The following is an 18,965-nucleotide window of genomic DNA, read 5'->3' as shown; positions in this document are numbered from 1 at the left end:
AAGCCTGGGAGAGCGCTTAGAAAGGCGAATTCGGGTGGTAGAAGTCCTTGGCGTTTTCCTTGGTGATCAGCACCGAGGGAATGATCGTCGTCGCCGGCAGCTTCTCGCCCTTGAGGCGCGCCTCGGCCGTGAGCTTGATGGCGTTGTAGATGAACTTGGGCGAGTAGCTGACGTCGGCCTGGATGCGCGGGTCCTTGCCGTCGAGGATGGTCTTGACCATGCCCTTGGCGCCGGCACCGCCGAAGATGACCTTGATGTCGTCGCGCTTGGCCTGCTCGATGGCCTTGAGCACACCGACGGCCATGTCGTCGTCGGCTGCCCAGATGGCGTCGATCTTCTTGAAGCGCGTCAGGTAGTCCTGCGTGACCTTGAAGGCGTCGTCGCGGTTCCAGTTGGCGTACTTGGCGTCGAGCAGCTTGATGTCGGGGTAGTTCTTGAGCACGCCGTTGAAGGCGTCCATGCGCTCGTTGTCCAGCGTGGTGGCGATGCCGCGCAGCGCCACGACGTCGCCCTTGCCGCCCAGCTTCTTGGCGATGTACTCGGCCGGGATCTTGCCGAAGGCTGTGTTGTCGCCGGCCACGTAGGCGTCCTGCGCGCTGGTGTCGGTCAGGCCGCGGTCGACCACCGTGACGTAGGTGCCCTTGGCCTTGACCTGGGCCACGGGCTTGGTGAGCGCGGCGGATTCGAAGGGGAAGATCACCAGCGCGTTGATCTTGGTCACCGTCGAGAGGTCCTGCAGCTGGTTGGCCTGCTCGGGCGCATTGGCCGCCGTCTTGATGGTGATCTTGAGGTCCTTGTGTTCCTTCTCCAGGTCCTTCTTTGCCTGGTTGGCCCAGTAGTTGATGCCGCCCATGAAGCTGTGCGTCGCGGCCGGGATCGAGACGCCGAGGTTGACCTTCTCGGCGGCGAAGGCCGGACCGGCGGCAAGCGCTGCAGCGGCGACCGCGGTGAGTGCGAGGCGTCGTGTGATGGGATTCATTTGCTGTCTCCTTGTTGAAAAACTGTCATGAAAATTCTTGCGAGGCGCGCTAGCGTCGCCCGCGCTGCAGGAATGCGACCACGATGATCACGAAGCCCTGCACAGCGGCATTGAGGTACACGCTGATGATGCTCGTGAGATTGAGGATGTTGCTGATGACCGAGAGCAGGATGGCGCCGATCACGGTACCGGTGATGCTCCCGGCGCCGCCTTTGAGCGCGGTGCCGCCGACGATGACGGCGGCAATCGCCTCCAGCTCCCACAGGAGGCCGGTGGTGGGCGAGGCCGAGCCCAGGCGCGGCACGTAGAGCAGCGTTGCGATGCCCACGCATACACCCAGCAGCACATAGGTGAGGATCTTCACGCCGTCGACGCCCACGGCGGCGTAGCGTGCGACCTGCTCGTTCGAGCCGATGGCCTGCACGTAGCGGCCATAGGCGGTGCGGTTGAGGATGACGCCACCGACGACCGCGACGACCAGGAACACCCATACCGGCACAGGGATGCCCAGGAGGCTCGCGTAGTAGACCGGCGCATAGAGGTCGGACAGCTCGTTGTCCAGCGTGAGCGCACCGCCGTCGGCGAAGTAGGTGAGATAGGCACGGAAGATGCCCAGCGTTCCGAGCGTGACGATGAAGGGCTCGATGCGCCCCTTGGTGATGAGCAGGCCGTGCGCCAGCCCGAAGATCGCGCCCAGCACCACCGCGAGCACGGCACCCAGCCCCACCGCCAGCAGCGGCGAGCCAAGCGCCGGACCCATCGCGTTGATGAACATGATCACGCAGCCTGCAATGAGCGCGGCCATCGAGCCGACCGAGAGATCGATGCCGCCCGAGATGATCACGAAGCACATACCGACCGCGATGATGCCGATGAAGGCGGTGCGGGTGAGCACGTTCATGGCATTGTCGAGAGTGGCGAAGTCGCTGTTGAGCAACGTGCCGGCGATGCACAGCAGCACCAGGCCGATGACGGGGCCGAGACCGTGCAGGCGCTCGGTCCAGCGCGGCTTGGATTCGCTGCGGTGCATGACGCCCGCTGCTTCAGGCTTGGCTTGCTGCGGTTCCGGTGGCATGGGCGATGAGTTCCTCTTCGGTCAGTTGGTTCGCGTCGAGCGTGGCGACGAGCCGGCCGGCGCGCATCACCGCGACGCGGTGGCACAGGCCGATCAGCTCCATCAATTCGGAAGAGACGACGATCACGGCGAGCCCCTCGCGAGCCAGCCGCTGGATCAGGAAATAGATGTCGCGCTTGGCGCCGACGTCTACGCCGCGCGTGGGCTCGTCGAGCACCACGACCCTTGGCTTCGGCTGCAGCACCTTGGCCAGCGCGAGCTTCTGCTGGTTGCCGCCCGAGAGCGATGAAGCGCGCGCATCCAGGTCCCCCGTGCGGATGCCGAAGTCCTTCACTGCCGCGGCCAGCGCGCTGCGCTCGGCCTCGGGCTTGAGCCAAGGCTGGGCATAGCGCTCCAGCGCCATCAGCGTGAGGTTCTGGCGCAGGCCCAGGTGGACGTGCAGGCCCTTGCCCTTGCGGTCCTCGCTGAGGTAGGTGAGGCCGTGTCGCGCGGCGTCGCGGGGATTGCGCAGCTGAACGGATTTGCCGCCGATCTCGACCCTGCCGCCGCTGGCAGGGCGCAGGCCCAGCAGTCCTTCGAAGAGCTCCGTGCGGCCGGCGCCCACCAGGCCGGCAAAGCCCAGGATCTCGCCGGGCCGCACCTCGAAGCTGGCGCTGTCGGCCCAGCCGGGCACGCTGAAATCGCGCACTTGCATCGCGGGCGCATGCGCCGCGGTGACGGGATCGCGTGGCGGGTACAGGTCAGCCAGTTCGCGGCCCACCATCAGGTTGGCCATCTGGTGGCGCGTGAGTTCGGCGGTGGGGGCACGCGTGACGAAGCGGCCGTCCCGCATCACGATCACCTCGTCGGTCACGCGTTCGACCTCGTCGAGCTTGTGCGAGATGTAGACGATGGTCACCCCGTCGTCGCGAAGCTGCGCGATCAGTCGGAACAGCCGCTCGGTCTCGCCGGGCGTGAGCGTGGCGGTGGGCTCGTCCATCACGAGCAGGCGGGCATGGCGCGAGACCGCCTTGGCGATCTCGACGAGCTGCTTCTCGGCCACGATCAGGCGGCGCACCTTGGTGCGGGGGTCGATCTTCAGGCCGACCTGCGCGAGCGCGGCCGCGGCGTCGCGCTCCATCGCGGGGTCGTCGAGCAGGAAACCCTTCTTCTTTTCGTGGCCGAGAAAGATGTTCTGCGCCACGGTCAAGTCCTCGGCAAGGTTGAACTCCTGGTGGATGAGCACGATGCCCAGCGCCTCGGCCTCGCGCGAGCTGGCAAACTGCTGCGGCTCGCCGTTGACGCGCACCGTGCCGCCGGTGATCGGCTCGTAGCCGGCCAGGATCTTCATCAGCGTGGATTTGCCGGCGCCGTTCTCGCCAAGCAGGCCATAGACGCGCCCAGGCTCCAAGGAGAAGCTCACGCCGTGCAGGACCTGTACCGGGCCGAAGGCCTTCACGACCTGCTCGAACTCGACGGCGACGCTGCGCTTCGGCGAATGGGGCTGCGGCTGCTGCTGCTGCTGCGGCATGGTCATGGCGCGACTCCGCGGGCCTTGAGCGTCTCGTGCATCGCAAGCGCGCCGGCACCGACCAGCCCGGCCTGCGAACCCAGAGGGGTGTATTGGATCTCCAGGTGTCGCGTCGACAGCGCCAGGGAGCGGTGATAGACGCTCTGGCGCAGCGCCGCCAGGAACAGCGGCCCTATGCGGGTAATGCCGCCGCCGATGAACACGTGCGATGGATTGAAGAAGTTGACGATGGAGGCCAGCATCTGCCCAATCAGCTGGCCGGCCCGCTGCACGATGGCGTTGGCGGCCGCGTCTCCGGCGCGGCTGGCCTGGCCCACGTCGACAGCGTCGATACGGCCCTGCGCGCGCAGCCGTTCGGCCAGCGCAATGCTCTCCCCGGCTTCGGCCGCCTGTACAGCCATGCGCGTGATGGCCGGACCGGCCGCCATCACCTCGACACAGCCCAGGTTGCCGCAATGGCACAGCGGCCCTTCCTGGTCGACGCAGATGTGGCCCACGTCCCCGGCCGAGCCGGCCGCCCCGCGGTACACCTCGCCGTGGCAGACGATGCCGCAGCCGATACCGGTCCCGACCTTGATGACGAGGAAGTTGGAGAGCGAGCGCTTGAGCCGCCAGAGCTCCCCGAGCGCCATCAAGTTCACGTCGTTGTCGACGAAGACCGGTGCGGCGTAGTCCTCGCGCAGGTAGTCGCGGATCGAGAAGCTGTCCCAGGCGGGCATGAGCGGCGGATTCACCAACTGGCCGATCTCGAAGTTGACCGGGCCCGGCACGCCGATGCCAATGCCGATCACCAGCTTCGGCTCGAGGCCGCAGCGGCTCAGCAACTCGCGCATCAGCAGGCGGACGCGGGCCAGCACGACGCCGGGGCCCTCGCGAACGTCGGCCGGCTCGGCATGCTGGGCCAGCACGCTCAGGTCAGGCCGCAGCACGGCGACGTCGAGGCTGGTGGCGCCGATGTCCACGCCGATCAGTACGCCAAGGCCCTCATGCAACTTCAGGTTCTCGGCACGGCGCCCGCCCGAGGAGCGCTGCAGCCCAGACTCGGCCAGCAGGCCCTGCTCGACCAGCCCGGCGATCAGCGCGTTGGCCTTGCTCTTGGAGAAACCAAGCCGCTCCGCCATGACATGGCGCGAGCCGCCGGCCGACCAGAAGGTCGTTTCCAGCAGCGCCATCTCGTCGGCGGTGAGGCCGTTCCAGGTTGCCACGCTTTTTTGTCTCCGTTCGTCTCGGATCCGGCCAGTGGCACCGACCGGATTCGAGCGCGAATACTAGGCGCTGAGCTTCAGCCGAACAAGCCTGAACTTCGGCCAATTTTGGACTTAAGGTACCAGCCCCCTCGATGGGTTGCTCAAAAAGAAAGCCGCCCGATGGGCGGCTTTTTGGCTGGCAGTGGCGGGCCTTGCTTATTTTTTCTGGCGGTACTTGCGCAACGCCGCGATCTGAGCAGCCATCACGGCAAGCTCCGATTGAGCCAACGCGATATCTATATCGCTCTTGGCCTTCTTGAGCGCTTCCTCGGCAGCGGCCTTGGACTTGTTGGCCTTCTCTTCATCGAGGTCCTTGCCACGGATCGCGGTGTCGGACAGCACGGTGACGGTATTGGGCTGCACTTCCAGAATGCCGCCCGCCACGAAGACGAATTCCTCGCCGCCGTCGGCCGTCTCGATGCGCACCGCACCAGGACGGATGCGCGTGATCAGCGGCGTGTGGCGCGGATAGATGCCGAGCTCGCCGGCTTCACCCGGCAGCGCGACGAACTTGGCCTCGCCCGAGAAGATGGACTCCTCGGCGCTGACCACGTCGACGTGAATGGTGTTTGCCATCTGGATTCCTATGCAGCCGCTTTACGCGACCTTCTTGGCCTTTTCGAAGGCCTCGTCGATGCTGCCCACCATGTAGAAGGCCTGCTCGGGCAGGTGGTCGGCTTCGCCGTTCACGATCATCTTGAAGCCGCGGATGGTCTCGGCCAGCGGCACGTACTTGCCAGGCGAGCCGGTGAACACCTCGGCCACATGGAAGGGCTGCGACAGGAAGCGCTGGATCTTGCGGGCGCGTGCCACGGCCAGCTTGTCGTCCGGTGCCAGTTCGTCCATGCCCAGGATGGCGATGATGTCGCGCAGTTCCTTGTAGCGCTGCAGCGTGCCCTGCACGGCGCGTGCCACGTTGTAGTGTTCTTCGCCGACGACGTGCGGGTCGAGCTGGCGCGAGGTCGAGTCCAGCGGATCCACGGCGGGGTAGATGCCCAGCGAGGCAATGTCGCGCGACAGCACCACGGTGGAATCCAGGTGGGCGAAGGTGGTCGCGGGCGACGGGTCGGTCAAGTCGTCGGCCGGCACGTACACGGCCTGGATCGAGGTGATCGAGCCCACCTTGGTGGAGGTAATGCGCTCCTGCAGGCGCCCCATTTCCTCGGCCAGCGTCGGCTGGTAGCCCACGGCGGAAGGCATGCGGCCCAGCAGCGCGGACACTTCAGTACCGGCCAGCGTGTAGCGGTAGATGTTGTCGACGAAGAAGAGCACGTCGCGGCCTTCGTCACGGAAGGACTCGGCGATGGTCAGGCCGGTCAACGCCACGCGCAGACGGTTGCCCGGGGGCTCGTTCATCTGGCCGTAGACCATGGCCACTTTCGATTCGCCGAGGTTCTCCAGGTTGACCACGCCCGAGTCGGACATCTCGTGATAGAAGTCGTTGCCTTCGCGGGTACGTTCACCCACCCCGGCGAACACCGACAGGCCCGAGTGGGCCTTGGCGATGTTGTTGATGAGCTCCATCATGTTCACGGTCTTGCCCACGCCGGCACCGCCGAACAGGCCCACCTTGCCGCCCTTGGCGAAGGGGCAGACCAGGTCGATCACCTTGATGCCCGTTTCCAGCAGGTCCTGCGAGGGCGAGAGCTCGTCGTAGGCTGGCGCCTTGCGGTGAATCGAAGCGGTGACTTCCTGGCCGACCGGGCCGCGCTCGTCGATCGGGCGACCGAGCACGTCCATGATGCGGCCCAAGGTCGCCTTGCCCACGGGCACGGTGATCGGGTTGCCGGTGTTGGTCACGACGAGGCCGCGGCGCAGGCCGTCGGACGAGCCGAGCGCGATGGTGCGCACCACGCCGTCGCCGAGCAACTGCTGCACTTCGAGGGTCAGCGTGCCGCCTTGGTATTGCAGGGCATCGTAGACCTTAGGCATCTGGTCGCGCGGGAATTCCACGTCGACCACGGCGCCGATACATTGAACGATCTTGCCTTGCGTTGTATTTGCTTGAGCCATCATCTGCTCCGATAAAAACTAAATCTGGTTGAGGTCGAGGGACCCAGCGCCTTCAAACGCCTGCGGCCGCCGCAGCGCCCGAAACGATCTCCGACAGCTCTTTGGTAATGCCGGCCTGGCGGGTCTTGTTGTAGACCAGCTTGAGCTCGTCGATCACGTTGCCGGCGTTGTCGGTGGCGGACTTCATCGCGACCATGCGCGCCGACTGCTCCGAGGCCATGTTCTCGGCCACCGCCTGGTAGGCGAGCGACTCCACGTAGCGCACCAGCAACTCGTCGATCACGCTCTGCGCGTCGGGCTCGTAGATGTAGTCCCACGAGTGCTGGCCCTTTTCCATCTTCAGCGCGTCGGCGGCCAGCGGGAGCAGTTGCTCCACCACCGATTCCTGCCGCATCGTGTTGATGAACTTGGTGTAGCACAGGTAGACCGCGTTCAGCTTGCCCTCGGCATAGGCGTCGAGCAGCACCTTCATGGGGCCGATCAGCTTGTCGAGGTGCGGCGTGTCGCCCAGCTGGGTGACATGCGAGACCACGCGCGCGCCGATTCGGTTCAGGAAGCCCAGGCCCTTGTTGCCGATGGCCACCGCCTCGACCGCGTTGCCGGCTTTTTGCTGCTCGCGCAGCTTGGCGGTCACGGCGCGCAGCACGTTGGTGTTCATGCCGCCGCACAGGCCCTTGTCGGTCGTCACGACGATGAAGCCCACGGCCTTCGCTTCGTTGACCTTCATGAAGGCGTGCGTGTACTCCGGGTTCGCCTGGCCGAGGTTGGCCGCGATGTTGCGGATCTTCTCGCTGTACGGCCGGGCGGCACGCATGCGGTCCTGCGCCTTACGCATCTTCGACGCGGCCACCATTTCCATGGCCTTGGTGATCTTCTTGGTGTTCTCCACCGATTTGATCTTGCCGCGGATTTCCTTACCGGCTGCCATTGAGACTACTCCTTGGGTCGGTCAGGCGAAGGACTTCTTGAAGGAAGTGATCGCCGCCGTCAACTCGGACTCGGAATCCTTGTCTAGCGCCTTGGCCTGCTCGATCTTGTCGAGCAGCGCGCCGTGGCTGGACTTGAGGAACTGGTGCAGGCCGTGCTCGAAAGGGAGCACCTGCTTGACTTCGAGGTCGTCCATGAAGCCCTTGTTGACCGCGAACAGCGAGGCACCCATCAGCGAGATGGGCAGCGGGCTGTATTGCGCCTGCTTCAGGAGCTCGGTCACGCGGGCGCCGCGGTCCAGCTGCTTGCGGGTGGCTTCGTCCAGGTCCGAGGCGAACTGCGCGAAGGCCGCGAGTTCGCGGTACTGCGCGAGGTCGGTACGAATACCGCCCGAGAGGCCCTTGATGACCTTGGTCTGCGCCGACGAGCCCACCCGCGATACCGAGATACCGGCGTTGATGGCGGGGCGGATGCCGGCGTTGAAAAGGCTGGTTTCCAGAAAGATCTGGCCGTCGGTGATCGAGATCACGTTGGTCGGCACGAAGGCGGACACGTCGCCGGCCTGCGTTTCGATGATCGGCAACGCGGTCAGCGAGCCGGTCTTGCCCTTGACCTCACCCTTGGTAAAGGCCTCGACGTAATCGGCGTTCACGCGGGCGGCGCGCTCCAGCAGGCGGCTGTGCAGGTAGAACACGTCGCCGGGATAGGCTTCGCGGCCTGGCGGGCGGCGCAGCAGCAGCGACACCTGACGGTAAGCGACGGCCTGCTTGGACAGGTCGTCATAGACGATCAGCGCGTCCTGGCCGCGATCGCGGAAGTACTCGCCCATCGTGCAGCCCGAATACGCGCTCACGTACTGCATCGCGGCAGATTCGGACGCCGAGGCTGCGACCACGATGGTGTAGTCCATCGCACCGGCCTGCTCGAGCGCGCGCACGATGTTCTTGATGGTCGAAGCCTTCTGGCCGATCGCAACGTAGACGCAGGTCATGTTCTGACCCTTCTGGTTGATGATCGTGTCGACAGCCACGGCCGATTTGCCAGTCTGGCGGTCGCCGATGATCAGCTCGCGCTGGCCGCGGCCGATCGGCACCATCGAGTCGATCGCCTTCAGGCCGGTCTGCATCGGCTGGTCGACCGACTTGCGGGCGATCACGCCCGGGGCGACCTTCTCGATCACGTCCGTCAGCTTGGCGTTGATCGGGCCCTTGCCGTCGATCGGCTGGCCCAAGGCATTCACCACGCGGCCGACGAGCTCGGGGCCGACAGGAACTTCCAGGATGCGGCCCGTGCACTTGACGGTGTCGCCTTCGGAAATGTGCTCGTACTCGCCCAGAATCACGGCGCCGACCGAGTCGCGCTCGAGGTTCAGCGCCAGGCCGAAGGACGGCGTGCCGTCGGCGGTGGGTGGGAACTCGAGCATTTCGCCCTGCATCGCGTCCGACAGGCCGTGCACGCGCACGATGCCGTCGGTCACAGACACCACGGTGCCTTCGTTGCGGATGTTCGCACTGACGCCAAGACCTTCGATGCGGCTCTTGATCAGTTCGGAAATTTCTGCGGGATTGAGTTGCATGACTCTTTCCTTCTTTCGTTGAGGGGGCTGGCGGCCTCAGGCTGCCAGCGCAACTTTCATTTGTTCGAGGCGCGCCTTGACGGAGGTGTCGAGCACCTCGTCACCCACCACCACGCGGATACCGCCGATCAGGGACGGGTCTTGCTCGACGGCGATCTGCAGCTTGCGGCCGAAGCGTTTCTCGAGCGCAGCGGCCACGCCATTGAGGGCGCCAGCTTCGATCGGGAAGGCGCTGTACACCACCGCATCGGACGAGCCGCTCTGTGCATTCGCCAGCGCCCGGAATTGCCTGGCGATCTCCTGCAGTGCCGTGAAGCGGCCGTTCTCGAGCAGAGCCATCATGAAGTTGTTGGCAGCGGGAGGCAGCGCGGCACCGTTAGCACTGACAATCACATCCAGTACCTGCTCGGGCGTGGCCTTGGGGTTGTCGGCGAACTGCTGCAGCTCGGGATTGGCGGCGATGGCCGCCACCCTGTCGAGCCATGCGCCGGTGCCGGCGAGGTCCGAAGAAGATGCCTTGAACAGCGCTTCGGCGTAGGGGCGTGCAATGGTGGCGAGTTCAGCCATGGCGTCCGTTTCAGAGTTCGGTCTGCAGACGCGAAAGCAGATCGGCGTGCACGGCCGGATTCACTTCCTTGCGCAGGATCTGCTCGGCGCCCTTGACGGCCAGCACGGCCACCTGCTCGCGCAGCGTCTCGCGCGCCTTCACGGCCTGTTGCTCGGCTTCGGCGCGGGCAGCCGCCACGATCTTGTTGCCTTCTTCCGTGGCGCGGGCCTTGGCCTCTTCAACGATGGCCTGCGCTCGACGTTCGGCATCGGCCAAGCGTTGCGCGGACTCATTGCGCGCCTTGCCCAACTCGACTTCCACCCGCTTGTCCGCCTCGGACAGCGCGACCTTGGCCTTGTCGGCCGCAGCCAGGCCGTCCGCGATCTTCTGGGCACGCTCGTCCAGCGCCTTGGCGATCGGCGGCCACACGAACTTCATCGTGAACCCGACCAGGATCAGGAACACGATCATCTGGACGATCAGGGTACCGGTAATGCTCACTTTTCACCCTCTCTTTGAGATTGAAATCCAGCGCCGTTCTTCATGAAAAGGAAGCACGCGCGGTTTCGACGAGAAGCCTGGGTTCTATTACTTCGGCAGGTTCGCGATTTGCGAGAGGAAGGGGTTGGCGGTGGCGAACCACAACGCAATACCGGTACCGATGATGAACGCGGCGTCGATCAGACCGGCCAGCAGGAACATCTTGGTCTGCAGTTCACCCATCAGCTCGGGCTGGCGCGCGGCCGACTCGAGGTACTTGCTGCCCATGATGCCGATGCCGATACAAGCGCCCACTGCGCCGAGACCGATGATCAGGCCGGCGGCGAGAGCGACAAAGCTAATAACTTCCATGATGACTCCTAAGGACTTTGGTTGAAGTGAAAAGAAAAAACGAAAACGAAAAAACGGGATCAGTGGTGGTCGTGCGCCTGGCCGACGTACACGAGCGTCAGCATCATGAAGACGAAGGCTTGCAGGATGATGATCAGGATGTGGAAGATGGCCCAGGCAGTGCCGGCGACGATGTGGCCGAGCGCGAGCAAGATGCCGGTTGCCGACAACGTCCAGGCTCCACCCATCAGCGCGATCAGCAGGAAGATCAGTTCGCCCGCATACATGTTGCCGAACAGACGCATGCCGTGCGAGACGGTCTTGGCGACGAACTCGATGATCTGCATCGCGAAGTTGAAGGGATAGAGCGCCCAGTGGTTGCCGAAGGGCGCCGTGAAGAGTTCGTGCACCCAGCCACCCGCGCCCTTGATCTTGATGTTGTAGTAGAGGCAGATCAGCAGCACCGAGACAGACAGGCCCATCGAGACCGAAAGGTCGGCAGTGGGAACGACCCGCAGGTAGGCGTGGTGCGGGTCGCCGCCGGCAGCACCGAAGAGCTTGGCCCAGATGGCGGGCAGCAGATCGACCGGCAGCAGGTCCATCCCGTTGAGCATGACGATCCAGACGAACACGGTGAGCGCGAGCGGTGCCACGAACTTACGGCTCTTTGCGTTGTGCACGATGCCCTTGGCCTGCTGGTCGACCATTTCGACGAGCATCTCGACGGCCGCCTGAAAGCGGCCCGGGACGCCCGAGGTCGCCTTGCGCGCACCCAGCCAGAGCAGCCAGCAGCCAACAATGCCGAGCAGGATCGCGAAGAAGAGCGAGTCGAAATTGAATACGGAGAAATCAGCCACACCTGACGGTGTACGGCTTTGAAGATGGGTCAAGTGGTGAACGATGTATTCACCAGCGGTCTGACCATGTTCCGCAGCGTTTTCAGCAGCCATCCGTTACTCGTCTTTAAATTTCGGGCGTTTGGGCGCCAGCATCACCGCCACCCACGCCGCCTTCATTGTCACCACCAAGCCCACCAGCATCGCCGGCCAACTCAGCGCCACCACCAGTCTTGGCGCGGCGAGCAGCATCGCCACCGACAAGACCAGCTTGACCATTTCCCACAAGAAGAACCCGAGCACCGCAGTGCCCGCATTCAGCGAAGAAAACCTCCCGGTCAGTCCTCTTGCGAACACCGCGGAAGGGATCACCACCGCAAGTGCGCCGTATCCGGCGGACCACCCCAAATTCTGCCTCCCCGACAAGCCCCAGGCGGCCAACGCCACCAGAAGCCCCGCCACGACCTGAACCATGATCACGCGCCACGGCGAGATCAGCGGCTTTCGCTCGCGCAACCGCTGGGCCTCCTCGGCAGTCAGCGGCTTGAAGTTGGCATCCGGGTCCTGCCCGTCCTCACGGACATCTACACCGCGGGCGATTGTTTTCATTTCGAATGAAGCCCGGATGACGACCCAGAATTTCTACAAAGCCACTGATTATAAGTAGAAACCCACGTCCCTTCGCCAGCTTCCCGTCAGGTTTGGCAACACCCTTGCTCCCGCGCGGGCGCCTGGGTCTGCATTGGAAAGCACGGCGCCGCCCCCACCATAATTCCATATGCACCCGATCGCCGAAGCCCTCCCCGATTCTCTTTGCTATCTCGATGGTGCCTACACGCCGCTGCGGGACGCGAAGATCAGCGTGCTCGACCGCGGCTTCATCTTCGGCGACGGTGTCTACGAAGTGGTACCGATCTACGGTGGCGTTCCCTTCTGCTTCGAAGAGCACATGGCACGGCTGGACCGCTCGCTGGCCGAGCTGCGCATCGCCAACCCGCTCTCGCACGAAGGATGGCACGCGATCGCGGCGCACCTGATCGAGACCAGCCCAGCCGACCAGCGCTCGGCTGTACAAGCTCTCTACATCCAGCTCACGCGTGGCGTCGCGCCGCGCGAGCATGCGATGCCCCAAGGGCTGGCACCCACCGTGTTCGTGATGCTGAACCCGATGAAGCCGGTCCCCGATGCGGTGCGCGCCAAGGGCGTGCCCTGTGTCAGCGCGCAGGACTTCCGCTGGCAGAAGGCGCACATCAAGAGCACGAGCCTGCTGGGCGCGGTGCTGGCGCGCCAGATCAGCGTGGAGGCCGGCGCGGCCGAGACCATCATGTTCCGCGGCGATTGGCTCAGCGAAGCCTCGTCGAGCAACGTCTGGGTCGTGAAGGACGGCGCGGTGAGCGGGCCGCCCAAGGACGAGCTGGTGCTCGCGGGCATTCGCTACGGCCTGATCGAGCGCATCTGCGCCGATGCCGGCATCCCCTTCTCGCTGCGCCGCATCGCGCGCGACGAGGTCTTCGGCGCCGACGAGCTGCTGCTGTCCTCGGCCAGCAAGGAGGTTTTGCCGGTCGTCACACTCGACGGGCAGCCCATCGGGACGGGGCACCCGGGCCCGGTCTTCCAGGCACTCGAAGCCGGTTATCGGCGCGCCAAGGAACGCAGCGCACAAGACTACGGAGCGACAGCATGACCACCACCCCTCCCGACACGCCGAACGAAGCGCACAAGGAATCGCTGATCGAGTATCCGTCCAAGTTCCCGATCAAGGTGATGGGGGCGAAGGCAGACGGCTTCGTGCACGCGATCACGCAGATCGCCGAGCAGTTCGACCCCGTCTTCGACGCGACCACCGTCGAACTGCGCAACAGCAAGGCCGGCAACTACCTTGGCGTGACCATCACGGTGACCGCCACGAGTCGCGAGCAATTGGACGACATCTACCGCGCGCTGACCGCGCATCCGATGGTCAAGGTGGTGCTGTGACGCTGGAGGTCGACTGGCTGGGCCAGGTCGACTACGCATCCACCTACGCGGCGATGCAGCGCCTCACCCAGGGACGCACGCCCGAATCGGGCGACCGGCTGTGGGTCTGCGAGCATGCGCCGGTCTATACGCAAGGCCTCGCCGGCAAGGCCGACCATGTGCTGAATCCAGGTCAGATCGCCGTGGTGCAGACCGACCGCGGCGGACAGGTGACCTACCACGGGCCTGGGCAGGTGGTGGCCTATCCGCTGGTCGACCTCAAGCGCGCGGGCTACTACGTCAAGGAATACGTCTATCGGATCGAGGAGTCGGTCATCCGCACGCTGGCGCATTTCGGAGTGACCGGGCACCGGGTATCGGGTGCGCCCGGCATCTATGTTCGATTGGACGATCCGTTCTCGCATGCGCGGCTACAGCCCTCACCGGACGGCGACTCCATGCCCTTCCATGGCCTCGGCAAGATCGCCGCTCTCGGCATCAAGATCACCCGCCACCGCACCTACCACGGCGTCGCCCTCAACGTCGCGATGGACCTCGAACCCTTCTCCCGCATCAATCCTTGCGGTTACCCGGGCCTGAAAACGGTCGACCTTTCTACAATCGGCGTTCAAACAACCTGGGACGAAGCCGCGCAGGTACTGGCCAGCAAGCTGGCCATCTATCTCGCGCCCTGAGCCCCGCCCACGCACCATGAGCACCCCCGAAGTCGTCCGCGACGCCCAAGGCCCCGCCACCTACAACCCGCTGGCCAAGCAGAAGGCGGCTGCCAAGCTCTCGCGCATTCCGGTGAAGGTGGTGCAGGGCGAGGTGCTCAAGAAGCCCGAGTGGATCCGCGTCAAGGCCGGCAGCCCGACGACGCGCTTCTACGAGATCAAGCAGATCCTGCGCGAGAGCAACCTGCACACGGTCTGCGAGGAGGCCTCCTGCCCCAACATCGGCGAATGCTTCGGCAAGGGCACGGCCACCTTCATGATCATGGGCGACAAGTGCACCCGCCGGTGCCCCTTCTGTGACGTGGGCCACGGCCGGCCCGACCCGCTCGACAAGGACGAGCCGCTCAACCTTGCCAAGACCATCGCAAAGCTGCGCCTCAAGTACGTGGTGATCACCAGCGTGGACCGCGACGACCTGCGAGACGGCGGCAGCCAGCATTTCGTGGACTGCATCCGCAGCATTCGCGAGCTCTCGCCGCAGACGCAGATCGAGATCCTGGTGCCCGACTTCCGCGGCCGCGACGACCGCGCGCTCGAGATCCTCAAGGCCGCGCCGCCGGACGTGATGAACCACAACCTCGAGACCGCGCCTCGCCTCTACAAGGAAGCGCGTCCGGGCAGCGACTACCAGTTCAGCCTCAACCTGCTGAAGAAGTTCAAGGCGCTGCATCCGACGGTGCCGACCAAGAGCGGCATCATGGTGGGCCTGGGCGAAAGCGACGAGGAGATCCTGCAGGTCATGCGCGACATGCGCGCACATGACATCGACATGCTGACCATCGGCCAGTACCTCGCGCCCAGCAGCAGCCACCTGCCGGTGCGCCGCTATGTGCATCCCGACACCTTCAAGATGTTCGAGGAAGAGGCCTACAAGATGGGCTTCAGCCACGCCGCAGTGGGCGCAATGGTGCGCAGCAGCTACCACGCGGACCAGCAGGCGCACGCGGCCGGGGTCTGACGGAAGCCGCGGATGAGCGCAATCGACGCCGCGATGGCACGCGAGTTCGGCGTCATCGCCGAGCTGATCCGCCTGCATGCGCAGGAAGCACCGTCCCGGCCCGCGCTTGTCGATGCCCAACTCACGCTGGACTATGGCACGCTGGATGCGTTGATGGACCGCATCGCGGCATCCCTGCAGCGTGACGGGCTGCGCCCCGGCGATGCCATTGCGATCTGCGCTTCGTCGAGCACGCATTACGCAGCCTTGTTCCTCGGCGCATTGCGGGCCGGCATCGCGGTAGCGCCGCTGGCGCCCGGCTCCACGCCCGCCAGCCTTGCAAGGATGATCGAAGATGCGCAGGCGCGCATCCTCTTTCTCGATGCCGCGGCGGCTGAGGTGATCGGCTCAGCGGCTCAGGACGGCATCGCGCGCATTGCGCTCGACGGTTCCGAGGCCGGGCAGGCTTTCGAAGCATGGCTTGCACCGGCCGGATCGCAGCCTGTCTCCGTCAAGCCGCAGCCCTCCTGGCCCTTCAACATCATCTATTCCTCCGGCACCACGGGCGAGCCCAAGGGCATCGTGCAGGGCCACGGCATGCGCTGGGCCCATGTGCAGCGCGGCGCGAAGTACGGCTACGGGCAGGACACCGTGACACTGATGTCGACGCCGCTGTACTCCAACACCACGCTCGTGGTCTTCTTCCCGACCCTGGCCCACGGCGGCTGCGTGGTGCTGATGCCGAAGTTCGATGCCGCCGGCTACCTGAAGCTCGCCGAGCAGCACCGCGTGACGCACACGATGCTGGTGCCGGTGCAGTACCAGCGACTGATGGCGCATCCGCAATTCGACACGTACGATCTTTCCAGCTTCCGCTTCAAGTTCAGCACCAGTGCGCCGTTCGGTGCGGCGCTCAAGGCCGACGTGCTCAAGCGCTGGCCTGGCGGCCTGGTCGAGTTCTACGGCATGACTGAGGGCGGCGGCACCTGCATCCTGGAAGCGCATCTGCACCCCGGCAAGCTGCACACCGTCGGCCAGCCAGCCGAGGGCAGCGACATCCGCCTGATCGACGAATCCGGCCGCGAGGTCGAGCGCGGCGAGGCGGGCGAGGTGGTGGGCCACTCGGCCGGCATGATGGTCGGCTACCACCGCCAGCCCGAGAAGACGCGCGAAGCCGAGTGGTTCGATCCGGCGGGCAAGCGCTTCATCCGCACCGGCGACATCGGCCGCTTCGACGAGGACGGCTTCCTCATCCTTTTCGATCGAAAGAAGGACATGATCATCAGCGGCGGGTTCAACATCTACCCGAGCGATCTCGAGGCGGTGCTGCGCGGCCATCCTGCGGTGGCCGAAGCCGCGGTGGTCGGCGTGCCCTCGGAGCAATGGGGCGAGACGCCGGTGGCCTTCGTCGTGCGCCGTGCCGGTGACGAAACCCCGGACGCGACCTTGCTGCAATGGGCCAACGCCCAGCTTGGCAAGACTCAACGGCTCGCGCGCCTGCACCTGCTCGACGAACTCCCGCGCAGCGCGATCGGAAAGGTCCTGAAACGCGAGCTTCGTGAGCGCGACGCCCACTGAAGCCGAGCCTCCCGCGGCCGAGCATGGCGGCGGCCACGGGCTTCTCTGGGTGCTGCTGGCGGTAGCCGCGGGCTTTGCGGTCGTGCAGCCGCGCGGTCCGTTGGACTATCTGAATTTGGTCGATTGGCAGACGCTGGGCGCGCTGGCCGGCCTGCTCGCCATCACGCAGGGCGTCGAGCGCAGCGGCATGCTGCAGTCCGTGGCGGCGCGAATGCTCGCGCGGACCACCGAGCTGCGCCACCTGGTCTTCTTCCTCGTCGCGAGCGCGGCCGGGCTCTCTGCGCTCGTGACGAACGACGTCAGCCTGTTCCTGCTGGTGCCGCTCACAAGGGTGCTGGCCGCGCAGGCCCACCTGCCGCTGGCCCGGCTGGTGGTGCTGGAGGCGTTGGCCGTCAATGCAGGCTCGGCCCTCACACCGATCGGCAATCCGCAGAACCTCTACCTCTGGCACCGCTCCGGCGAGAGCTTTCTTGGCTTCATGGGCATGATGGCGCCCACGGTGGCCGTGATGCTGTTCTGGCTCTTCGCCGCGGTACGTTTCCTGGCGCCGCGAGTGGAAATCCAGCTCAAGCCGGCGAGCGATGCCGAGCCGGTGCAGCCGCGCTTGCTGGCGCTTTCAGCGCTGCTCTTCATCGTCTTCGTCATCGCACTCGACCAGCGTTGGCTGCTCGCCGGTCTCGGGCTGGTGTTCGGTACCTTCCTGCTGCTGCGCCCGCGCGTGCTGCTGGGCATCGACTGGGTGCTGCTCGCGATCATTGCACTGATGTTCATCGATCTGCGCCAGCTGGCCGAGCTGCCGACGGTCGCCGCGCTGCTGCAGCAATGGCCGATCAGCGAGGGCTGGCGCGCCTACCTGGCCGCCATCGCCGCCTCGCAGTTCATCAGCAATGTGCCGGCCACGATCCTTCTGGACCGTTACGTGCACGACCTGCCCGCGCTCGCCGCCGGCGTCAGCGTTGGCGGATTCGGCTGCGTGCTGGGTTCGCTGGCCAACCTGATCGCGCTGCGGTTGGCGAAGGTGCAGCACGGCTTGCGCGAATTCCACCGCATCAGCATCCCGTTTCTGCTGGTATGCGCGGCATCGGCCCTGCTCCTCAGGCTTTAGCCGACGCCCGCCATCGGCTTGGGGTCGACCAGCCCATGCAGGTCGTGCGCCGCTACCTCGACGCGGAGGGCGAGACGATCGACGTGACAGTCACCCTCCATCCGTCGGCGCGCTTCTCGCTCACCATGCGGCAGCAGCGCTCGGCCGGCTGAGCAGTTGGACGAGCGGCACGATCCATGCAGTTCGACGACACCACGCCATTGCTCTCGTTTGACGACGAGCTCTGCTTTAAGCTCAGGCGCATGTCCGCCGCCACGTTGTACGCCCTCGCCGCCATCGCCCTCTGGGGGACGCTCGCCTCACTCGGCGCGTCGCTCTCGCACTTGCCGCCCTTCCTGCTGACCGGGCTTGCGCTGATGATCGGCAGCGTGATGAGCTGGCCGGCAGTGCTGCGCAACCGCAAGGCCTGGGCCGTGCCGCCGCGCACGCTCGCGCTGGGAATCTACGGCCTGTTCGGCTTTCACTTCCTGCTCTTCATCGCGCTGCGCCACGCGCCACCCGTGGAGGCAAACCTGGTGAACTATCTTTGGCCGCTCTTCATGGTCGTGCTGGCACCGGTGCTGCTGCCGGGTCTGTCGCTGCGCCCACTGCATATGGTGGCAGCCCTGCTCGGCTTCGCGGGCGCCGCGATCGCGATCCTCGGCGCGCGCAACGCAGGGCCGGCGACCACCGATGCCACCTACTGGGGCTTCCTGCCAGCACTGGGCTCGGCATTCATCTGGGCCAGCTATTCGCTATGGACGAAGCGTGTTGCCGGATTCCCGACAGCGGCCATTGGACTGTTCGGCCTGGTGTCGGGCGTGCTCGCGCTCGTCTGCCATGCGCTGCTGGAACCGCAGGCGTCGCTCACGGCGTCCGACTGGCTGCTGGTCTCGTTGTGCGGCCTGGGCCCATTGGGCGCGGCCTTCTTCCTCTGGGACATGGCGCTCAAGCGCGGCGACGCGCGGCAGATCGGAATCCTGAGCTACATCACGCCGCTCGCCTCGACGGCGCTGCTGATGGTAGTTACTCAGCGGCCGCTGAGCTGGACCATTGCATTGGCGGCGTTCCTGATCTTGTCAGCAGCAGTGATGGGATCACGGGTACGGGCTTGACGGGCCGGGCACCCGCTTTC

General features: G+C 65.4%; 20 protein-coding genes. 7 read left to right on the top strand and 13 right to left on the bottom strand.

The features are described 5' to 3' along the window. Positions 1-16: 16 nt before the first annotated feature. The 13 genes from G3W89_RS02175 to G3W89_RS02115 form a co-directional block, all read right to left on the bottom strand. Positions 17-979, bottom strand: coding sequence for a substrate-binding domain-containing protein (locus G3W89_RS02175; RefSeq protein ID WP_162572562.1), 963 nt, complete (start codon positions 977-979; stop codon positions 17-19). A gap of 49 nt (positions 980-1,028) precedes the next feature. After that, positions 1,029-2,054, bottom strand: coding sequence for an ABC transporter permease (locus tag G3W89_RS02170; RefSeq protein ID WP_162572561.1), 1,026 nt, complete (start codon positions 2,052-2,054; stop codon positions 1,029-1,031). After that, positions 2,023-3,564 carry a sugar ABC transporter ATP-binding protein gene (locus G3W89_RS02165; RefSeq protein WP_162577284.1) on the bottom strand — a complete coding sequence of 514 codons (1,542 nt, stop codon included), beginning with the start codon at positions 3,562-3,564 and terminating at the stop codon, positions 2,023-2,025. The genes G3W89_RS02170 and G3W89_RS02165 overlap by 32 nt, the downstream gene beginning before the upstream one ends. Positions 3,565-3,566: 2 nt before the next feature. After that, positions 3,567-4,736 carry an ROK family protein gene (locus G3W89_RS02160; protein WP_162577283.1) on the bottom strand — a complete coding sequence of 390 codons (1,170 nt, stop codon included), beginning with the start codon at positions 4,734-4,736 and terminating at the stop codon, positions 3,567-3,569. 231 nt (positions 4,737-4,967) lie between these two features. Further along, on the bottom strand, positions 4,968-5,387 hold the full coding sequence (locus G3W89_RS02155) for a F0F1 ATP synthase subunit epsilon (protein ID WP_106559272.1): 420 nt from the start codon (positions 5,385-5,387) through the stop codon (positions 4,968-4,970). Between the two features lie 21 nt (positions 5,388-5,408). Next, on the bottom strand, positions 5,409-6,824 hold the full coding sequence (atpD, locus tag G3W89_RS02150; protein WP_162572560.1) for a F0F1 ATP synthase subunit beta: 1,416 nt from the start codon (positions 6,822-6,824) through the stop codon (positions 5,409-5,411). Positions 6,825-6,876: 52 nt separating this feature from the next. Next, the gene (gene atpG, locus G3W89_RS02145; protein WP_162572559.1) at positions 6,877-7,752 is read right to left on the bottom strand and encodes a F0F1 ATP synthase subunit gamma; all 876 of its coding nucleotides are present in this window, start codon (positions 7,750-7,752) and stop codon (positions 6,877-6,879) included. 21 nt (positions 7,753-7,773) lie between these two features. Beyond that, complete coding sequence (gene atpA, locus G3W89_RS02140; RefSeq protein WP_162572558.1) at positions 7,774-9,327, bottom strand: F0F1 ATP synthase subunit alpha; 1,554 nt, start codon at positions 9,325-9,327, stop codon at positions 7,774-7,776. A 36-nt stretch (positions 9,328-9,363) separates the two neighbouring features. Further along, complete coding sequence (locus G3W89_RS02135) at positions 9,364-9,894, bottom strand: F0F1 ATP synthase subunit delta (RefSeq protein ID WP_162572557.1); 531 nt, start codon at positions 9,892-9,894, stop codon at positions 9,364-9,366. Between the two features lie 10 nt (positions 9,895-9,904). Next, positions 9,905-10,375 carry a F0F1 ATP synthase subunit B gene (locus G3W89_RS02130; protein ID WP_162572556.1) on the bottom strand — a complete coding sequence of 157 codons (471 nt, stop codon included), beginning with the start codon at positions 10,373-10,375 and terminating at the stop codon, positions 9,905-9,907. An 87-nt stretch (positions 10,376-10,462) separates the two neighbouring features. Further along, positions 10,463-10,726, bottom strand: coding sequence for a F0F1 ATP synthase subunit C (atpE, locus tag G3W89_RS02125; RefSeq protein ID WP_019657641.1), 264 nt, complete (start codon positions 10,724-10,726; stop codon positions 10,463-10,465). A gap of 59 nt (positions 10,727-10,785) precedes the next feature. Beyond that, positions 10,786-11,655 (bottom strand): F0F1 ATP synthase subunit A, encoded by an 870-nt coding sequence (atpB, locus tag G3W89_RS02120; protein WP_162572555.1) that lies wholly within the window; start codon positions 11,653-11,655, stop codon positions 10,786-10,788. A 3-nt stretch (positions 11,656-11,658) separates the two neighbouring features. Then, positions 11,659-12,150, bottom strand: a complete 492-nt coding sequence (locus tag G3W89_RS02115; RefSeq protein WP_162572554.1) for an ATP synthase subunit I — start codon at positions 12,148-12,150, stop codon at positions 11,659-11,661. A gap of 169 nt (positions 12,151-12,319) precedes the next feature. On the opposite strand from G3W89_RS02115, the gene G3W89_RS02110 reads away from it, so the two are divergent. The 7 genes from G3W89_RS02110 to G3W89_RS02080 all read left to right on the top strand — a co-directional run bounded on the left by G3W89_RS02110 (position 12,320) and on the right by G3W89_RS02080 (position 18,945). After that, on the top strand, positions 12,320-13,225 hold the full coding sequence (locus G3W89_RS02110; protein WP_162572553.1) for a D-amino acid aminotransferase: 906 nt from the start codon (positions 12,320-12,322) through the stop codon (positions 13,223-13,225). After that, positions 13,222-13,518 carry a YbeD family protein gene (locus tag G3W89_RS02105; RefSeq protein ID WP_162572552.1) on the top strand — a complete coding sequence of 99 codons (297 nt, stop codon included), beginning with the start codon at positions 13,222-13,224 and terminating at the stop codon, positions 13,516-13,518. Before G3W89_RS02110 ends, G3W89_RS02105 begins: the two co-directional genes overlap by 4 nt. Continuing rightward, complete coding sequence (gene lipB, locus G3W89_RS02100; protein ID WP_162572551.1) at positions 13,515-14,192, top strand: lipoyl(octanoyl) transferase LipB; 678 nt, start codon at positions 13,515-13,517, stop codon at positions 14,190-14,192. Before G3W89_RS02105 ends, lipB begins: the two co-directional genes overlap by 4 nt. A gap of 16 nt (positions 14,193-14,208) precedes the next feature. Continuing rightward, positions 14,209-15,189: a lipoyl synthase gene (lipA, locus tag G3W89_RS02095; RefSeq protein WP_162572550.1), complete on the top strand. Its 981-nt coding sequence runs from the start codon at positions 14,209-14,211 to the stop codon at positions 15,187-15,189. 33 nt (positions 15,190-15,222) lie between these two features. Next, positions 15,223-16,746 (top strand): class I adenylate-forming enzyme family protein, encoded by a 1,524-nt coding sequence (locus G3W89_RS02090; RefSeq protein ID WP_162577282.1) that lies wholly within the window; start codon positions 15,223-15,225, stop codon positions 16,744-16,746. Beyond that, a complete protein-coding gene (locus G3W89_RS02085) occupies positions 16,727-17,851 on the top strand; it encodes an SLC13 family permease (RefSeq protein WP_162572549.1) in 1,125 nt (374 codons plus the stop codon). The genes G3W89_RS02090 and G3W89_RS02085 overlap by 20 nt, the downstream gene beginning before the upstream one ends. 242 nt (positions 17,852-18,093) lie before the next feature. Further along, a complete protein-coding gene (locus G3W89_RS02080) occupies positions 18,094-18,945 on the top strand; it encodes a DMT family transporter (protein WP_162577281.1) in 852 nt (283 codons plus the stop codon). Positions 18,946-18,965: the final 20 nt, after the last annotated feature.

Source organism: Variovorax sp. PBL-H6, assembly GCF_901827155.1.
In the GTDB taxonomy this organism is placed as follows: Bacteria; Pseudomonadota; Gammaproteobacteria; order Burkholderiales; family Burkholderiaceae_C; genus Variovorax.
This window is presented reverse-complemented; position numbering and strand designations above follow the sequence as displayed.

Coding starts and splice junctions, on each gene's coding strand:
- G3W89_RS02175 (WP_162572562.1), bottom strand. CDS start 979: ATGAATCCCATCACACGACGCCTCGCACTCACCGCGGTCGCCGCTGCA.
- G3W89_RS02170 (WP_162572561.1), bottom strand. CDS start 2,054: ATGCCACCGGAACCGCAGCAAGCCAAGCCTGAAGCAGCGGGCGTCATG.
- G3W89_RS02165 (WP_162577284.1), bottom strand. CDS start 3,564: ATGCCGCAGCAGCAGCAGCAGCCGCAGCCCCATTCGCCGAAGCGCAGC.
- G3W89_RS02160 (WP_162577283.1), bottom strand. CDS start 4,736: ATGGCGCTGCTGGAAACGACCTTCTGGTCGGCCGGCGGCTCGCGCCAT.
- G3W89_RS02155 (WP_106559272.1), bottom strand. CDS start 5,387: ATGGCAAACACCATTCACGTCGACGTGGTCAGCGCCGAGGAGTCCATC.
- atpD (WP_162572560.1), bottom strand. CDS start 6,824: ATGGCTCAAGCAAATACAACGCAAGGCAAGATCGTTCAATGTATCGGC.
- atpG (WP_162572559.1), bottom strand. CDS start 7,752: ATGGCAGCCGGTAAGGAAATCCGCGGCAAGATCAAATCGGTGGAGAAC.
- atpA (WP_162572558.1), bottom strand. CDS start 9,327: ATGCAACTCAATCCCGCAGAAATTTCCGAACTGATCAAGAGCCGCATC.
- G3W89_RS02135 (WP_162572557.1), bottom strand. CDS start 9,894: ATGGCTGAACTCGCCACCATTGCACGCCCCTACGCCGAAGCGCTGTTC.
- atpE (WP_019657641.1), bottom strand. CDS start 10,726: ATGGAAGTTATTAGCTTTGTCGCTCTCGCCGCCGGCCTGATCATCGGT.
- atpB (WP_162572555.1), bottom strand. CDS start 11,655: ATGGCTGCTGAAAACGCTGCGGAACATGGTCAGACCGCTGGTGAATAC.
- G3W89_RS02115 (WP_162572554.1), bottom strand. CDS start 12,150: ATGAAAACAATCGCCCGCGGTGTAGATGTCCGTGAGGACGGGCAGGAC.
- G3W89_RS02110 (WP_162572553.1), top strand. CDS start 12,320: ATGCACCCGATCGCCGAAGCCCTCCCCGATTCTCTTTGCTATCTCGAT.
- G3W89_RS02105 (WP_162572552.1), top strand. CDS start 13,222: ATGACCACCACCCCTCCCGACACGCCGAACGAAGCGCACAAGGAATCG.
- lipA (WP_162572550.1), top strand. CDS start 14,209: ATGAGCACCCCCGAAGTCGTCCGCGACGCCCAAGGCCCCGCCACCTAC.
- G3W89_RS02090 (WP_162577282.1), top strand. CDS start 15,223: ATGGCACGCGAGTTCGGCGTCATCGCCGAGCTGATCCGCCTGCATGCG.
- G3W89_RS02080 (WP_162577281.1), top strand. CDS start 18,094: ATGTCCGCCGCCACGTTGTACGCCCTCGCCGCCATCGCCCTCTGGGGG.